This is a genomic window from Streptomyces sp. NPDC005808, from assembly GCF_042871385.1.
Lineage (GTDB): Bacteria > Actinomycetota > Actinomycetes > Streptomycetales > Streptomycetaceae > Streptomyces.
The window spans coordinates 329,418-345,961 of the sequence record NZ_JBIAIK010000009.1 but is presented as its reverse complement, the minus strand read 5'-3'; the positions used below and the strand labels follow the sequence as shown (position 1 = coordinate 345,961).

Below are 16,544 nucleotides of genomic sequence, written 5' to 3'. Positions count from 1 at the left end.
GGGGTTTGGGCGCGCGTGCCCCCGGGGCCCCCCAAAACGCGGGGGGGGGGGGCCGGGGTCGAAAAATTGGCGGGGGGGGGGGGGGGGGGGCCCCCGCGGGGGGGGGGGCCCCCCCCCCGGGGGGGGGGGGCCCCCCCGCCCCTCTCGTGTTGCTGCCACCGCGGCCGGCCTTGACGACGTCGCAGGTCAGGGCAAGTCAGACCGGCCGCGGAGCTTCTGCGGGGCCGGCTTGACCGTCAGGCGACCGCCGCCCCCGCGTGGAACCGGCCGGGACTAACCCAGCCGCTGCACCAGCGCGTGGTACTGGTCCCACAGTTCCTTGGGGGTGTGCTCGCCGAAGGTGTTGAGGTGCTCGGGCACGAGCGCGGCCTCCTCGCGCCACACGTCCTTGTCGACGGTGAGCAGGAAGTCGAGCTCGGACTCGGACAGTTCGAGACCGTCGGTGTCGAGGGCACCCTTGGCCGGCAGGACGCCGATCGGGGTCTCGACGCCCTCGGCCCGGCCGTCCAGACGGTCCACGATCCACTTCAGGACTCGGCTGTTCTCACCGAAGCCCGGCCACACGAACTTGCCCGCGTCGTCCTTGCGGAACCAGTTCACGTAGTAGATCTTCGGCAGTTTCGCCTGGTCCTTGTCCTTGGCGACGTCGATCCAGTGACCCATGTAGTCGCCCATGTTGTAACCGCAGAAGGGCAACATGGCGAACGGGTCGCGGCGCAGCTCGCCGACCTTGCCCTCGGCCGCGGCGGTCTTCTCGCTCGCCACGTTGGCGCCGAGGAAGACGCCGTGGTTCCAGTCGAAGGACTCCGTGACCAGCGGGACCGCTGTGGCACGACGGCCGCCGAACAGGATCGCCGAGATCGGCACGCCCTTGGGGTCCTCCCACTCGGGCGCGATGATCGGGCACTGCGCGGCGGGCACGGTGAAGCGGGCGTTCGGGTGGGCGGCGGGCGTACCGGACTCCGGCGTCCAGTCGTTGCCCTTCCAGTCCGTGAGGTGGGCCGGAGGCTCCTCCGTCATGCCCTCCCACCAGATGTCGTTGTCGTCGGTCAGCGCCACGTTGGTGAAGACGGAGTTGCCCCACAGCGTCTTCATCGCGTTGGCGTTGGTGTGCTCACCGGTGCCGGGCGCGACGCCGAAGAAACCGGCCTCGGGGTTGATGGCGTACAGCCGGCCGTCCTCGCCGAACCGCATCCACGCGATGTCGTCGCCGATCGTCTCGACGGTCCAGCCGCCGACCGTCGGCTCCAGCATGGCGAGGTTCGTCTTGCCGCAGGCGCTCGGGAAGGCGGCGGCGACGTACTTCGACTCGCCCTGTGGCGGGGTCAGCTTGAGGATGAGCATGTGCTCGGCCAGCCAGCCCTCGTCGCGCGCCATCACGGAGGCGATGCGCAGCGCATAGCACTTCTTGCCGAGCAGCGCGTTGCCGCCGTAACCCGAGCCGTACGACCAGATCTCGCGGGACTCCGGGAAGTGCGAGATGTACTTCGTGGAGTTGCACGGCCACGGCACGTCCGCCTCGCCCTCGGCCAGCGGCGCTCCGAGCGTGTGCACAGCACGCACGAAGAAGCCGTCGGTGCCGAGTTCGTCCAGGACCGGCTGTCCCATGCGGGTCATGGTGCGCATGGATACGGCGACGTAGGCGGAGTCGGTGATCTCCACGCCGATCGCGGAGAGGTCCGAGCCGAGCGGGCCCATACAGAAGGGCACGACGTACATCGTCCGGCCGCGCATCGAGCCGCGGAAGAGACCGCCCTTGCCGTCCGCGCCCTGGAAGATCTCCCGCATCTCGGCGGGGGCCTTCCAGTGGTTCGTCGGGCCCGCGTCCTCCGCCTTCTCGGAGCAGATGAACGTCCGGTCCTCGACCCGAGCGACATCGGTCGGGTCGGAGGCGGCGTAGTAGGAGTTGGGGCGCTTGATCGGATCGAGCTTCCTGAAGGTGCCCTTGCGGACGAGTTCCTCGCTCAGTCGCTCGTACTCGGCTTCGGATCCGTCACACCAGACCACGCTGTCCGGCTGAGTCAGTTCGGCGATCTCGTTCACCCACGAGATCAGTGCTTTGTGGTTGGTGGGTACGACGGTGGGAGCCGCGATGTCGCGCGCCACGATTGCTCCTAAATGAGGGGTTTTGTTGTTGTGCCCCGTGGGGGCTGCGACCCGGATGCTTCACGATGCTCATGCCCTGGCGCTCATCCGGTGCCGACCGCACTCATTTGATCATCCGACTAGACCGCGCATATGTCCAGAGGGCCGCACAGCTGAGCGGAGTGACCATCGCCACTCACCTCCGGGTTCTCTCCGGGTTTTCTCCGCGCCACTTCGGGTTCACCCTGGATATCGCGACGTACCGCGACGTACCGCGCCATGGGCGCGCGTGAGAGCATGGCCACTATTGACCGGTCATCTGGCCACACTGATAGGTAACTTACGGTTCCGTAGGTAGAATTCGGCCCATGACTGCGTCCGTCCCCGACGCGCCCACGGACTCACCGGCCACTGGCCACAGCTCCGTCGCGCACCCCGCGTCGCACTCGTCCCCGTCGCACCTGTCCCTGCCGCACCCACACCTGCCGCATCCGCACCTGCCGGACGAGATCAAGCCCAAGCTCCGCGGCTGGCTGCACCTCGGCATGTTTCCGGCCGTCCTCGTCTCGGGACTGGTGCTCACGGCGCTCGCGAGTTCGACCCGCGCCCGCATCGCCTGCGCGATCTTCGCCCTGACGGCCTGCCTCCTGTTCGGAGTGAGCGCGCTCTACCACCGGGGCAACTGGAGCCCGCGCATGGACGGCGTGCTGCGCAGACTCGACCACGCGAACATCTTCCTGATCATCGCGGGCACGTACACACCGCTGACGATGCTGCTGCTGCCGGAGGCCAAGGGCCAGTGGCTCCTGTGGAGCATCTGGGCAGCCGCCGCGGCGGGCATCATCTTCCGGGTGTTCTGGGTCGGCGCACCCCGCTGGCTCTACACCCCCTGCTACATCGCGATGGGCTGGGCGGCCGTCTTCTTCCTCCCCGACTTCATGCGGGCGGGCGGGATCGCCGTACTCGTCCTGGTGGTCGTCGGCGGGCTGCTCTACAGCGCGGGCGGCGTGATCTACGGCATCAAGCGGCCCAACCCGTCACCCAGCTGGTTCGGCTTCCACGAGGTTTTCCACTCCCTCACCGTCGGAGCGTTCGTCGTGCACTACGTGGGGATCTCGCTCGTCGCCTATCAGCACGGCTGATCGCCCACCCGTTTCCCACCCGCCCCTTCCACGGAAGCGCTTCGCGCCTCCCTGTCAGCCCTCTCGGCCCTCTCGGCCGTCCCGGCCGTCCCGGCCTACTCGACCGCCTCCGCGTCAGTGGCCGTGGCTTCGAAGCCACGGCCACTTCGTATGCCAAGGCGGCGACGCCCACCACGACGACTCCGAGAACGACGGCCGCACCGCCGACCAGATATCCGGCCACACACAGCAACGCCACCACGAATGCCGGCACCTCAAAGCTGCCTCTCACAAGCCCCTTCCCCCTCGCCCTCGCCCCCACTTTCCCCTCACCTTCACAAAGCGTGAGTCAGCCCTATCTCAGAGTGACACGGCGCACTGACAATGCACCCGCCTCGACAGCTCTCACTCAGGCCCTGGACGCGAACGACACTTCGGCCCTCGACATCAAGGCCCTCCAAGGGCACAACGCCCGCCGGCGGCTCCGAGTCGGGGACTACCGCGTCGTGTACACGGTCGAGGACGGCCGCCTCGTCGTCTGGGTGCTCACTTTCGCCGATCGTCGGGAGGGCTACCGGAACCTGTGAGCTCCGACCGGCCGGGAGGGCGCGCCCGTGGCGGGCGCGCCCTCGCCGGGTTCGGTGGCTAGCGGCGTTTCAGATCCTTCGCGCCGCAGGCCACCCCGTCCTTGCTCGGGTCGAGCTTCAGTGGATCGTCCTTCCCGTTGACCTTCAGGAGGCCGTAGTCGTTCGTCTTCAGCCAGGCGCACCGCGCGGCCGTCGTCTTCTTCACCTCGTCGGGAAAGACGGTGGGCACGCAGACGTTGACCGAGCCGTAGTGCCGGTCACAGCCGGAGATCGTCGGACTGACCGGCTGCGAAGTCCGCTTCTTGCCGGGCTCGGTGACCGTGCCCTGCAGGGAGTCGGCGAAGGAGTGCACGTGCGCCTCGGCGGTCGACTCGGCGGCCAGCGCCGACGGGCCCTGCAGATGCACCCACTTGGCCACCGACGGCACCCCGTTGGCGTCGACCGCGAAGAGCATGTACCAGCCGGGCGGCGCCAGGTTCGGGTTGCTCGTCACGTTCAGGTCGACGTTGTTGCCGTCGACGGACAGCGGCAGGTCCACGAACCGCTGGTTCGGGTCCGAGGAGTGCGTCACCGCGGCCGGGCGGATCAACTCGGCCTTGGCGATGGGCCGGTCGGTGGTGATGCGCTGCGTGTCCCCGTACACCCACTCGTTGTCGATCAGTGAAGTGATCGTCGGGCGGGTGCCCTTGAGGAGGTACGGGGGTGTGTAGACGGACACGTCGTGGTTCCAGGTGCCGTTGCCCGGGTTGTCGCCGGTCGTCATCACCCGGCCGTCGGGCAGCAGGAACGCGGAGGAGTGGTAGCCGCGCTCCTCCGGGTCGGGAGCCACCGGGTCGAACGTCGAGGTCACCGGGTCGAAGATCGACGACTCGTACACCGGGTTGGCACGGTTGTGCAGGGCACCGCCCGTCTCCAGGACCTTGCCGTCGGGCAGGAGTACGGCGGAGAGGTACATCTTGCCCTGATCGCCCGTCTGAGCCACCGGACCGGCGCCCAGGTCCACCGTGCCCTGCGGCAGCGGCGGGCCCACGGTGTACGACGGGTTGGCGGTCTTGAGGTCGATGATGTCCGTCAACCGGTTGGCGTCCGGGTTCGAGTCGATGTTGCCGCCGCCGATCGTCAGGACCTTCTGGTCCTGGGCCGGGGGCAGCAACACGCTGGCGGACTGGTCGCGTTGGTCCTTGTTCTGGAGTCCCGGGACCGCCGTCATCACGTTCGCGTCGTAGTCGTAGATCGCCGAACCCGTGCCCGGAGTGCCGTTGCCGAACACATGGCTGCCCGAGTAGAAGAGGCGGCCGTCCTGCATAAGGATCATCGACGGGTACAGACCCCAGTACGACCAGGTCTGGTTGACCTGCCACAGCGGCAGCCACTGCTGCTGCTCGTCCGACCAGAGTTCGGCGGTCACCGAACCGGTGGAGTCCTCGCGCAGACCGCCGAAGGAGATGATGTCACCGTTGCCGAGCTCGGTCGCCGACGGATACCAGTGGCCGTCGTTCATGTCGTTCGTCTTGCTGTACGCCTCGGTGACCGGGTCGAAGATGTACGAGTCCTTGTAGCCCTCGTACCCGTGGGAACCGTCCGCCGCCGGGAACGCCTTGTTGCCGCTCATCACGAGCACGCGGCCGTCCTGCAACTGCACATGCCCCGCGCAGAACATGTCCTTGGGCGTCGGGATCGTCTTGTACGTGCCGGCCACCGGGTCGTACACCGCGCTGGTGAACGTGCCCGCGTTGAACTGCTCCTCGCTGTTGCCGGAGCCCGCGATCAGCAGCACCTTGCCGTTGTTGAGGACGACGGAGTGCATGGAGCGGACCGGGTTCTGCGTCGGCAGCACGTCCCACTTGCCGTTGGCGCACTCCTCGGCCGTGCCGGTACAGGTCGGCGGCGGGAGCGTGTCGGCGACCTGCTCCATCGTGTAGTCGTCGGTGGTCGCGGAACCGGTGCCGTAGACGGAGACACCCCAGGTGATGCGGTCGGTACCGGCGGGCACCTCGGGGGTACGGACCGTCGCCTGGGTCCAACTCCCCTGCATCTCCAGTGTCTTCAGGTCGGTCCAGTACTGCCAGCCCGCCGTCGCGTCATGCCGGAAGAGCGTGAGCGAGGTGTCCGGGGTCGTCGACTTGTACCAGAGGCCCAGGTCGTACTGCTTGCCCGGAGTGACCGGCGGCGCGCAGGTGGCGGACTCGGTGATCAGCGCCTTGCGGTCGCCCTCGACCCGGCGGGTCAGCTCGACCTTCATGGCCTTGGTGCCCGAGTGGGCGTCGGCCACCGTGGAGAAGGTGAAGTCGTTGTCGCCCCAGCCCGACTTCTCCCAGCAGTACGGCATGCCGTCCGTGCCGGCCGTCTCGAAGCCCGGATTGGTGACGAGGTTGGCGGCGGAGGCGGGCTGCGGAGAGATGAGCAGCAGGCCGGCGGCGAGGCCCGCCACGGCCAGCAGCGACGTCCTCCGCCGTGGTCTCATCCGTGATGCGAACCGTGGTCGTACGCGATAGGTCACGCGGCTCTCCTTGCTGTGCGGCTTCTGCTCCCGCCCGCGGGCTCATTGCTGCGGCGCGGCAGATAGACCAGCGCTTCGGTCCCTACGAAGCGCAGGACGAAGGTCGTCACCAGGGCCAGGGCCGTGGCGGGGAGTGCGCCCATCCCGAAGTGGCCCACGAACAGGGCGATCAGCGGAATGCGCAGCACCAGATCGGCGTTGGCGAGCAGGGCGAACCGGCCGACGCGGTCCCACAGGTGGCGGTGCATCCGACGCTCACGGAACAGGAGATGCTCGATGAGCAGGAAGTTCCAGGCGACCCCGAGCTGGTTGGCGAGGATCTCCGCCGGCAGGTAGTGCATGCCGGCTGCGGTGAGGGCGTACAGGCCCAGCAGGTTCGGTACGAAGCCGGTGGCGCCGATCAGGCCGAAGACCACCATGCGCGCGACGGGCGAGGCGGTACGCAGCCCCACCAGATGGCGCAGGAAGCGGAAACCCTCCTGTGCGGTCGACTTGGACTCGCCCGCGAACCGGTCCTGGAAGACGAACGGCACCTCGGTGACTCCGCGGGGGCGGCTGCGTACCGCGAGTTCGAGGAGGATCTTGTAGCCGAGCGGCTGGAGGATCTCGGCGGTGACCGCGCTGCGGCGGATCGCGAAGAAGCCGCTCATCGGGTCGCTGATGCCGTGCAGCTTGCGCGGGAAGAGCGTCTTGGTCAGCCAGGTCGCGCCGCGCGAGACGGCGATGCGGTAGCCGCCCGCGAGCCCTTCACGGCTGCCGCCCTTGATGTAGCGCGAGGCGACGACGAGCCCGGCCGAGGCGCGCTCCCCGGTGGCGACCAACTCCGGTACCAGCGACGGCGGATGCTGCAGATCCCCGTCCATGACGACGATCCAGTCGGAGGTCGCCGCCTTCAGTCCCTCGACGACCGCGCCGCCGAGCCCGCCCACGGGTTCGGCGCGGTGCAGCACGGTGACGGGGAACGGGCAGTGCTGTGCGGCCTCGCGGATCACCTCGGGGGTGTTGTCCGTGGAGTCGTCCACGAAGACGACCTCGCAGGGCAGCCGCGCGGGCACCGACTCGGTGATCTGGTTCAGCAACTCCCCGATGTTCGCAGCCTCGTTGAACGTCGGTACGACGATGGTGACGGCGCCCGGTTCCGATACCTCCGCGGCGCGCACCGCCGGATTGCCCAGTTCGTCGGGGACGGTGCTCTCGAAGCTGCTCATCGACTGCCTCCGTCGGTAGCTGTCGTGGTACTGCCGTCGATTCGCCGGATCTCGATCCGGTCCTCGCCTTTGCCGAAGGTGGCGACGGGCGTCGAATGCTCCATCGCCGCCTTGACGTTGGGCAGGTCGACCGCGTCACGCCGTACGGTCGGGGAGGCGACGACGTAGTCGATGTCGCGCCAGCCGTCCGGCATCGTCTTGGTCACCGCGGGGTCGAGGTCGGCCTTGTAGAACCAGATGACGCCGAGCCCCGGCTCGTAGCCGGCGTGAACGAGGTCCAGCCAGAGCGCGTCGTCGACGAGGACCCGGGTCTCCGCCGGGTTCTCGACCTCGGTCTTGAGCCATGAAGAGGCCGCCCGGTAGGGGGCGTTGGCGTCGAGGGTGACGGCGGTGCGGTTTCCGTCGTACCAGCGCGGTACGACGTAGGCGGCGGCGCCCGCCACGAGCAGCACCGCCGTCACCCGCCGTCCCCACAGGACGTACCGCTTCTCGTCCTCGCTGCGCCATCTGCGCAGCACCGCGTGGGCGACGCTGGCGGTGCCGCCGGCGAGGACGAGCGCGAGGAACGGCAGGGCCTGGATGACGTACATCGCGGGCAGATAGCCGCTCGGGCGCATGGCCACCAGGGCGAGGATCGCCACGGTGAGGGCGGGCCCGGCCAGGGCGCGCGCCGTCACCGACCAGCGCCAGGTGACCAGGAGCAGCAGCGCGCCCGCGAGGCCGCCGAGGGGCAGCACGCGGTCGTAGTACAGCCAGGACTGCAGAACGCCGTACGAGCCGGTGCTCGAGTCGAGGATGAAGCCCGAACCGGGGCGGCTCATCTGGTACTTGATGCCGTCCCAGAGCGAGACATGGCCCGTGCCGGAGAACAACTCGCCCTTCAGCAGGGCGAAGAGCGGGTACGCCAGGCCGATCAGGACGCACGCGGTGATGGCTCCGGTGAGCGCGAACTTCCGGGTGTCGCGGTGACCGTGCCGCCACATGGTGACCAGCAGGGCGGGCAGGATGACGAGCATCGTCTCCTTGGTGAGCACGCCCGCCGCGGCCGCGATGCCCGCCCCGAAGTGGTGCCAGAGATGACGGCTCGGGGAGGCGGCGAGGCAGAACGCGAGCAGCGTCCACATCACCGCGATGTTGTCCAGGAAGATCTCGCGCTGGAGCACGACCGACAGCGGCGAGAGCCCGAAGAGCACCATCGCGAGGCCGGCTGCCCACTGCGGCAGCGAGAGGCGGCGCGCGAGGACGTAGACGAGGACCGCGCTGATGGCACTGACCAGGAGCATCGCGAAGCGCATCGAGCCGACCGTCATCAGCCCGGGGCTGATCTGGGCGGGGATCCAGGTCAGTGCGGCTATCTGGATCCAGCCCAGCGGCGGATGGTCGTACCAGTACGTGTAGTGGGCCAGGCCGTTGCCCTCCTGCACGGCCCAGGCCTGGGCGAGGTAGGTGCCCTCGTCGTCGCTGAGCGTCGGGTAGTCGGCGATGTTCCAGCCCTGCACGAGCATGATCGCCACGAGAAGCGCGAGGCACAGCAGCAGATCGGTGCGCGAGCTGCGAAAACGGAGCGGGGGACGGGGATCGGGGACGTTTTTGGGCGTAAGGGGCCGCTGCGCGGGGACCGTGGAGGTGGCCACCGCGGGAAGGGTGGAGGTCACGCGGGAATGTCCTCTCGGGACTCTCGGACTCTCGGACTACCGGACTACCGGACTCTCGGACTACCGGGCTACCGGACGGGCGAAGTCGCGATCCGGCGCACTAGCGGGCCGCTTCGACTTCGGTGAGGTGCGCGCCGACATGGCTGGTCAACTCCCAGTCGTTGCGCCCTCGTTGCTCGCGCCAGACGGCACGAACTGCGGCGCCGGCCAGCAGCACCTGATAGAAGGGGCCACCGGCGATCAGCTTCAGGTAGTGGACAAAGCGGACCCGAAGCCCGTACTGCTTGCCGAAGTCGTGCAGTCCGACAAGCTCGAAGACGAAGGTGACCAGCGCGGTCACAGCCGGCAGGAACGTGATGAACGCGATGCCGACCGGTACGTCCAGAAAGAGTGCGATGGCCACGTTGAGCGGAATGACCACGCCGGAGACCGCCTGGAGGTACGGCGTCATGAGGGTGTACCGGGCCAGCAACCGCTGCCCGAATCCCGGGAGTTGCTTCCAGTCCTTCTTGCGGTAGACCTGAAGGAAGCCCTGGTTCCAGCGAGTTCGCTGCTTCATCAGCGACATCAGGGTGCCCGGGGTCTCCTCCCGGGTCACCATGTCGGAGTCGTAGGCGACGACGACCTTCTTGCCGACGCTGGACAGCCGCACACCCAGGTCGCAGTCCTCGGCCAGGCAGTCGGGATCCCAGCCGTCCGCCTCCCGCAGCACGCCCGTCCGTACGAAGACGGTGTTGCCGCCCAGCGGGATGAACCCCTTCTGCGCGTGCAGATGGAGCCTGGACCGGAACCAGAAGAAGTACTCCAGGCAGTTGCGCAGGCTGTACCAGCTGGAGTTGAAGTTGATGAGCTGTACGCCGCCCTGGACGACGTCCGCACCCGTCGTACGGAACGCGTGGTCCACGTGGGCGAGGAGCTCCGGGTGGACCTGGTCCTCGGCGTCGAAGACTCCGACGACATCGCCGCGGCAGTGCGGCAACGCCGTGTTCATGGCCCTCGGCTTGTTCTTCTTCTCGTGGTGGTCGACGACGACCCGGACGCGCGGGTCACGTGCCTCGGCGCTGCGGGCCACCTCGGTGGTCTCCGGGTCGTCGTGCCCGACGATGACGATGATCTCGAAGTCGTCGTGGCTCGACTCCAGCAACCGCTGGATGGTGTGGTCGAGTACGGCCTGCTCGTGTCGAGCGGGCAGCAGCAGCGAGAACGACAGGCCGTCGCCGCCGTCGGGACTGCTGAATCGGGTGGAAGCAAGCACCTCAGGCGTACGCCACGCGTGCATCTGCCACCACAGGGTGAAGGCCGCCATCCAGAACAAGGCCAGCGAAACGGCAGCGATAAAGACAGACGTGAGCAACAGATCCCCCCAGATCCCAAAAACCCCCAGCCGCGACAGCGGGTCACTCCCGTCGCGGCACCGTGCAGAGACTATGGGGGAACTGTGAAGTCAGGAAGCTCATCAGATAAATAGAATGTTTCGGAATCCTCAGTCGAGTAAGGGCAAGTAACCGGACGTATCCCGCCACGTCGGAGGTTTACGGACCCTGTAGCCCATGTCAGACGGCGTTTCCGCCTCCCACCGCCTCGCGCAACCGCTGGACATCGGAGGTTGGCGCGTCACAGGTGAAGTTCCGGCAAACGTAAGCGGAGGGCAGGCCGTTGACCAACGGGCGGTCAGTGAGCAGCGGAAGTTCGTCACTGTCCGCAGCGCCGACGGCCACAACGGCCCCCGGCGCGGTGCCCAGCAGCGCCACGCGATGCAGTTCCCGGGTCGCGGGATCCTCCATCGGACCCACCACGGCGATCTCCCGCGGCCCGTCGAGAAGCGCCTCCGCCGCGGCCAGCCCCCAGCCGACGAAGCGCGGCACGCGCGGCCCGAGCGCCTTCACGACCCCCAACGCCCGCTCCGCCGCGGTCCGATGCGGCTCCGCCCCCGTCTGCGCCGCATACGAGAGCAGCGCGCAGGCTGCCGCGTTCCACCCCGAGGGCGTCGCGTTGTCGGTGGGATCCTGCGGACGCCGGATGAGCCGCTCGGCATCGGCCGCGGTGTCGTACAGGGCGCCCGTCTCGGAGTCCGTGAACTGCACGAGCACATGGTCGAGCAGGAACCCGGCGAACTCCAGCCACACCCCCTCCCCGGTGACCCCCGCCAGCGCGAGGAACCCCTCGGCGACATCCGCATAGTCCTCCAACACCCCGGCGTTCGCCCCGACTTGACCGTCCTTACTGGTACGGGCCAGCCGCGCCCGGTCGTCCATGTGCAGCCGTACGAGGAGATCGGCGGCGCCGATCGCGGCCTCCACGAGGTCCGGACGCCCGAAGTAGGCGCCGGTCTCCGCGAGGGCGGCCACCGCGAGCCCGTTCCAGGCGGCGACGACCTTGTCGTCACGGCCGGGAGCGGGGCGCTGCGCGCGGGCGGCGAGAAGGCGCTGCCGAAGCGAGGCGATCTTCTCCGCGTCGAACACGCCCTCGTGCTGCGGAAGTTGAAGAACGGAGGCCCCTTCCTCGAAGGTGCCCTCCTCGGTCACCCCGAAGTAGTCCGCGGCGAGTCCGGCGTCCTCCCCGAGGACTTCCCTGAACTGCTCAGGCGTCCATACGTAGTACGCCCCCTCGACATGCTTCCCGTTCCCGTCGTCACTGTCGGCGTCGAGCGCGGAGGCGAACCCGCCTTCGTCCGTGCGCAGTTCACGCACCATGAAGTCGGCGGTCTCCAGGGCGACGCGACGCGCGAGCTCGGACCCGGTGGAGCGCCAGAGATGCGCGTACACCCGGCACAAAAGTGCATTATCGTAGAGCATCTTCTCAAAATGTGGCACAACCCACTCACGGTCGACCGAGTACCGGGCGAAGCCGCCGCCGAGCTGGTCGTAGATCCCGCCTCGCGCCATCCGCTCGCCCGTGTCGGCTGCCATCTGGAGCGCGCCCTCGGATCCGGTCCGCGCGTGATGCCGCAACAGGAACTCCATCACCATGGACGGCGGGAACTTGGGCGCCCCGCCGAAACCGCCGTGCTGGGCGTCGTACTCCCGGGTGAGTCCGAGCAGGGCCTGCGCCAGCTCCTCCTCGCCGGGGGCCTGGGCGTCGCCGTAACTCAGCTCGCGTTCAGCGAGGTCCCGCGCGATCTTCCCGGCGACCTCGGCGACCTCGCCACGCCGGTCGGCCCAGGCACTGTGCACGCCCTCCAGCACCTGCCGGAAGGCCGGCATGCCGTGGCGGGGCGTGGGCGGGAAGTAGGTCCCGAAGTAGAAGGGCTCGGCATCGGGGGTCAGAAACACGGTCATGGGCCAGCCGCCCTGGCCGGTGGCGGCCTGCACGGCCTCCATGTAGACGGCGTCGACGTCGGGGCGCTCCTCGCGGTCGACCTTGACGTTGACGAAGTGCGTGTTCAGATACGCGGCCGTCGCCTCGTCCTCGAAGGACTCGTGAGCCATCACATGACACCAGTGGCAACTGGAATAGCCGACGCTCAGCAGCAGCGGCACATTCCGCTTGCGTGCCTCGTCGAAGGCCTCGGCCGACCAGGGCCACCAGTCGACGGGGTTGTCGGCGTGCTGGAGGAGGTAGGGGGACGTCTCGTGGGCCAGTCGGTTCGGCATACCTCCATCCTTGCGCACCGCACCCCTCATGGCCGCGAAGGCACCGTGATGATCCCCGGATCCGGGCAACCACCGTGATGATCCGTGCGCACCCTCGCGCGGACGCCCCGTACGCAGGACACTTGGCGGCGACAGATGTTGCCGCCGGAGGGGGACGTGACATGCGGGACAGCCACCGGGCGGATGCCGAGCGGCTGTTGGCCCGGGCCGTGGAGGAAGAGGTACGGCGGTCGGGTGGACGTACCGACGGGGGCGTACTTCTTTCTCGCGCTCGGGGTGCGCTGGACGCGATGGGTGAGACGGCGGCCGAGGAGTACGGGGCGTACACGGGAGCGCTCGACGAGGCGGAGGCGGGGCGGCTGACGTTCGGGCAGCGGTACGCCCGGGACGGTGCGGGAACTCCCTTGCTGGTGGCGGTCGTTGCGGCGGTCGCGGCCGTCGTGGCGGACCTGGCGCTCGGTACGGGCGCGGGGACGGCGCTCGGTGCGGGGGCGACCGTGGGCGTGGTGGGCGCGGCGGCCACCGTGGTCAAGGTGACGGCCTCGCATCTGCCGGCGGCGAGCCGCCGGGCCGGCGCGCTGGGGCAGCCGGGCGGCGCCGAGCAGTTGCGTCTGCAGTGGCTGACGGCCCTGGAAGTACGCGGGATCCGGCCCTTCATCGACCAACAGCGCGTGCTCAGCGCCACCACGGGCGCCAAGCAGGGCGGGCCCCAGCTGCGGCGCACCGACAAGAGCGCGGCAGCCAGGCGGCGCAGTGTGCTGGAGCAGTCGTTCGGTCAACTGCCCGATCCGGAAGGCCCGTTCGCCGGCCGTCGCGCAGAGCTGTCGCGGGTCGCGCAGTGGGTGCACGCGGCGCGCGCGAGCACGGAGACGAAGCCGACGGTGGTGGTGCTGTACGGCGTGCCCGGCTCCGGCCGCAGCACGCTCGCGATCCGGGCGGCGCATGCCCTGAAGGACCAGTTCCGGGGCGCCTGCGTGGTGGACCTGCGCGGCGACAACCCCGAGGAGTCGCCGCTGACGACACGGGACGCGCTGCTCCATCTGCTGAATCGTCTCGGCGCGCCGCGCGAGCAGCTCCTCTTCCGCGAGCGTTCCTCGCAGAACCAGCAGGACCAGCAGGTCAGGCGGCTGACCGAGCTGTACCACCAGCACCTGACGGGGCTGCCGGTGACGATCGTCCTTGACGACGCGAGCGACGCCGAGCAGGTCCGCATCCTGGTCCCCGAGCGCTCGGACAGCCTGGTCCTGGTCACCGCCCGCAAACCCCTCGACCTGCCGGCCGACCTTGCCGCCTGGGTGCACCAGCTCCCGGTCGAGGCGCTGGAGGCGGCCGGCGCCGAGGAGCTGCTGAGCGCAGCCGCGGAGGACAAGTCCGGCCCCTACGACGCCGAATCCTCCGACCGCGTAAGGGAGTTGTGCGGCGGTCTGCCGCTGGCCCTACGCATCGCCGGTTCCTCGCTCGGCCCGCGGACGCCACGCCAACTGGCCTCGGACCTGGCGGCGTACGGCCCGGTCGAACCGGTCGAGCGGGTCCTGTGGCTGCGCTACACGGACCAGACGGACACGGCACGCCGGCTGCTGCGCCGCCTCGCCCTCGCGGGCCGTGCCTCCCTGGGCGCCGTCGCGGCCGCCTCCCTGCTCGCCACGGACGAACCGGAGGCCACCCGCCACCTGACCGCGCTCTCCCGCGCGGGCCTCGTCGACCACGTCCGGGGCAGCCGCTACCGCCTGCACGACCTCGTCCGCACCTTCGCGCAGGCCCGCCTCCTCGACGAGGAGGAACCGTCCGAGCGTACGGCGGCCCAGGAACGTCTGATCGTGAACTACGCGGAGCTGGCGGACTCGGTGATCCGCCTGGTCGACGGCAAGACGTCCACGCGGGCGGACCAGTTCGGCCCGCACGGCTTCACCTCTCTCGACGCGGCCCTGCGCTGGCTGGACGACGAGTCGAGCTTCATCACGGCGGCCCTGCGGCACGCGGAGGGCGTGGACCAGGCGGCCGTACTCCATCTCCTGGGCGCGCTCTGCGACTACTGCCTGCTGCGCGGCGACCTCTACCGCCTGGGCGAGATCAGCGAGTTGACGCAGGCCGTCGACCAGGGCCTGCTGGTCCGTTCGGTCCAGTGGCGTACGGGCATCGCGGCCCGTCAGCTCGGCGAGCTGGACAAGGCCCGTACGACGCTCTCCTCGGTCGTCGACCTCTACTTCGAGGCCCATCAGGACGCGGGCGCCGCCCTGGCCCTGTGTTCCCTCGGCATCACCCTCCACCACCAGGGCAACCTCACCGAGGCCGCGGCGAAGCTCCAGGAGGCCATGGACCTGCAGGCCTCGCCCGAGCTGGCGGGCGACCGCGCCTGGACGATGCACGCACTGGCCGGCGTGGAGCGCGACCGCTCCCGGCTCGCCGTGGCCCTGGACCTGCTCACCCGGGCGCTGGTCCTGCACCGCGAGAGCGAGTCCGTGCACGGCGAGGCGTGGGCGCACTTCCACCTCGGCCAACTCGGCCTGCGGATGGGCGACGTACCGCGCGCGGAACGCGAACTGCGCGAGGCACTCGAACTGTACGGCCGCACCCGCGACCCCCGCGGCGAGGCCTGGGCGCTGACCCAGCTGGCCCGCGCCCGCCTCGTCGCCGGCGACCCGTCCCCCGCGGTCGACGGCCTGCGCCAGGCGGCTTCCCGGCACCGCGACAACGAGGACGCGCGCGGCGAGGCGTGGACGCTGTACTACCTGGGCCAGGCCCTGGAGGAGACCGGCAACCTGGACCAGGCGGTGCGCGAACTGGAGCGCTCCCGCACGATGTTCTCCCGCATGCGCGACGTGTACGGACTGGCCTGCGCCCGCCATCACTCGGCGCGCGTCACCCGCGACCAACGGGCCGGCCAGACAGGCTCGTTGCGCAACTCCGGCTTCGCCCGCCAGCTCCTCGTCGACGCCCGCGCCGACTTCCAGCGCATCGGCGTCGCGCACGGCGAGGCGTGGACGTGCCTGGAACTGGCGGTGGTCGACGGCGGCAACGCCCGTACCCAGCAGGCGCTGAAGCTGTGCGACGAGGCCATCGCCCTCTTCGACTCGTACGGCGACCGCCGCGGCGAGGACTGGGCCCGCTTCCTGCGCTGCACCCTGCTCCCCTACGCCGCCCCCGGCGGCTCCGAGATCGGCACCGCCGTCGCCCAGGAGGAACTCAGCCGGCTGTCCCGCACCGGCCACACGTCCCGGGACGCAAAACTCGACGACTACGTCGAGGCGTACCAGCTCCTGCTGGAACGAGGCGTGAGCCTGGAAACCGGCTGGCAGGCATGGCGCCTCCAGATGGTGCCCAAGCGCCACGCCCGGGACGTGATGGGGGTGGCGGTGGGAGCCGGGCGGGGGTGACGGTGCGCGGGGGTTACGGTGCCGGGGGGACCGGCTGACGCCGACGAGACCCGCGCCCTGTCGGCGTACGCCGCCGAGACCCGCGCCCTGTCGGCGTACGCCGCCGAGCGCCGCGCACACCGGCGTACGGCGACAGCGCCTCGCGGACCCACTAGAGCCACTCGCCCTCGGACGGACCGACTCCGACGGCGTACGTCAGCGAGCGCCTCGGGGACCCGCTCGCTCCGCCGATGCCAGCCGCGCATCGCGCCGCAGCGAGGCGGCGTACGGCTGCTCGCGCCTCGCGCCGATCGGGCTTGGGCGGGCCCACACTGCACCACACGGCACGCGTGCGTCCGACAGCGGCGCGGCCGCCGCCGGCGGGCAACCGGCCCCGCCCGATGGGGCGGAGGCACCGCGCCGAGGCGCGGGAGTGAACAGG

The 16,544-nt window shown here is 69.7% G+C and carries 9 protein-coding genes; 3 read left to right on the top strand and 6 right to left on the bottom strand.

All coding sequences use genetic code 11. From position 1 onward, the window contains the following. Window positions 1-273: 273 nt before the first annotated feature. Window positions 274-2,106, bottom strand: coding sequence for a phosphoenolpyruvate carboxykinase (GTP) (locus ACFYPC_RS22300; protein WP_388678835.1), 1,833 nt, complete (start codon window positions 2,104-2,106; stop codon window positions 274-276). Window positions 2,107-2,453: 347 nt separating this feature from the next. Here ACFYPC_RS22300 and ACFYPC_RS22295 point away from each other — a divergent pair, with 347 nt between their 5' ends. Continuing rightward, a complete protein-coding gene (locus tag ACFYPC_RS22295) occupies window positions 2,454-3,227 on the top strand; it encodes a hemolysin III family protein (RefSeq protein ID WP_388678832.1) in 774 nt (257 codons plus the stop codon). Window positions 3,228-3,571: 344 nt separating this feature from the next. Beyond that, entirely contained in the window at window positions 3,572-3,793 is a 222-nt protein-coding gene (locus ACFYPC_RS22290; RefSeq protein WP_388678830.1) for a type II toxin-antitoxin system RelE/ParE family toxin, read from the top strand. Between the two features lie 58 nt (window positions 3,794-3,851). On the opposite strand, the gene ACFYPC_RS22285 is transcribed toward ACFYPC_RS22290, so the two are convergent. The 5 genes from ACFYPC_RS22285 to ACFYPC_RS22265 form a co-directional block, all read right to left on the bottom strand. Further along, window positions 3,852-6,257: a galactose oxidase-like domain-containing protein gene (locus ACFYPC_RS22285; RefSeq protein ID WP_388678828.1), complete on the bottom strand. Its 2,406-nt coding sequence runs from the start codon at window positions 6,255-6,257 to the stop codon at window positions 3,852-3,854. A gap of 32 nt (window positions 6,258-6,289) precedes the next feature. Further along, entirely contained in the window at window positions 6,290-7,501 is a 1,212-nt protein-coding gene (locus ACFYPC_RS22280) for a glycosyltransferase (protein ID WP_388678825.1), read from the bottom strand. Beyond that, a complete protein-coding gene (locus tag ACFYPC_RS22275) occupies window positions 7,498-9,156 on the bottom strand; it encodes an ArnT family glycosyltransferase (protein WP_388678822.1) in 1,659 nt (552 codons plus the stop codon). Before ACFYPC_RS22275 ends, ACFYPC_RS22280 begins: the two co-directional genes overlap by 4 nt. Window positions 9,157-9,256: 100 nt before the next feature. Next, complete coding sequence (locus tag ACFYPC_RS22270; protein ID WP_388678820.1) at window positions 9,257-10,510, bottom strand: glycosyltransferase; 1,254 nt, start codon at window positions 10,508-10,510, stop codon at window positions 9,257-9,259. Between the two features lie 199 nt (window positions 10,511-10,709). Next, the gene (locus ACFYPC_RS22265) at window positions 10,710-12,749 is read right to left on the bottom strand and encodes a thioredoxin domain-containing protein (protein ID WP_388678818.1); all 2,040 of its coding nucleotides are present in this window, start codon (window positions 12,747-12,749) and stop codon (window positions 10,710-10,712) included. A gap of 161 nt (window positions 12,750-12,910) precedes the next feature. Between ACFYPC_RS22265 and ACFYPC_RS22260 the strand changes: the two genes are divergently transcribed. Further along, entirely contained in the window at window positions 12,911-16,123 is a 3,213-nt protein-coding gene (locus ACFYPC_RS22260) for a tetratricopeptide repeat protein (RefSeq protein WP_388678816.1), read from the top strand. Window positions 16,124-16,544: the final 421 nt, after the last annotated feature.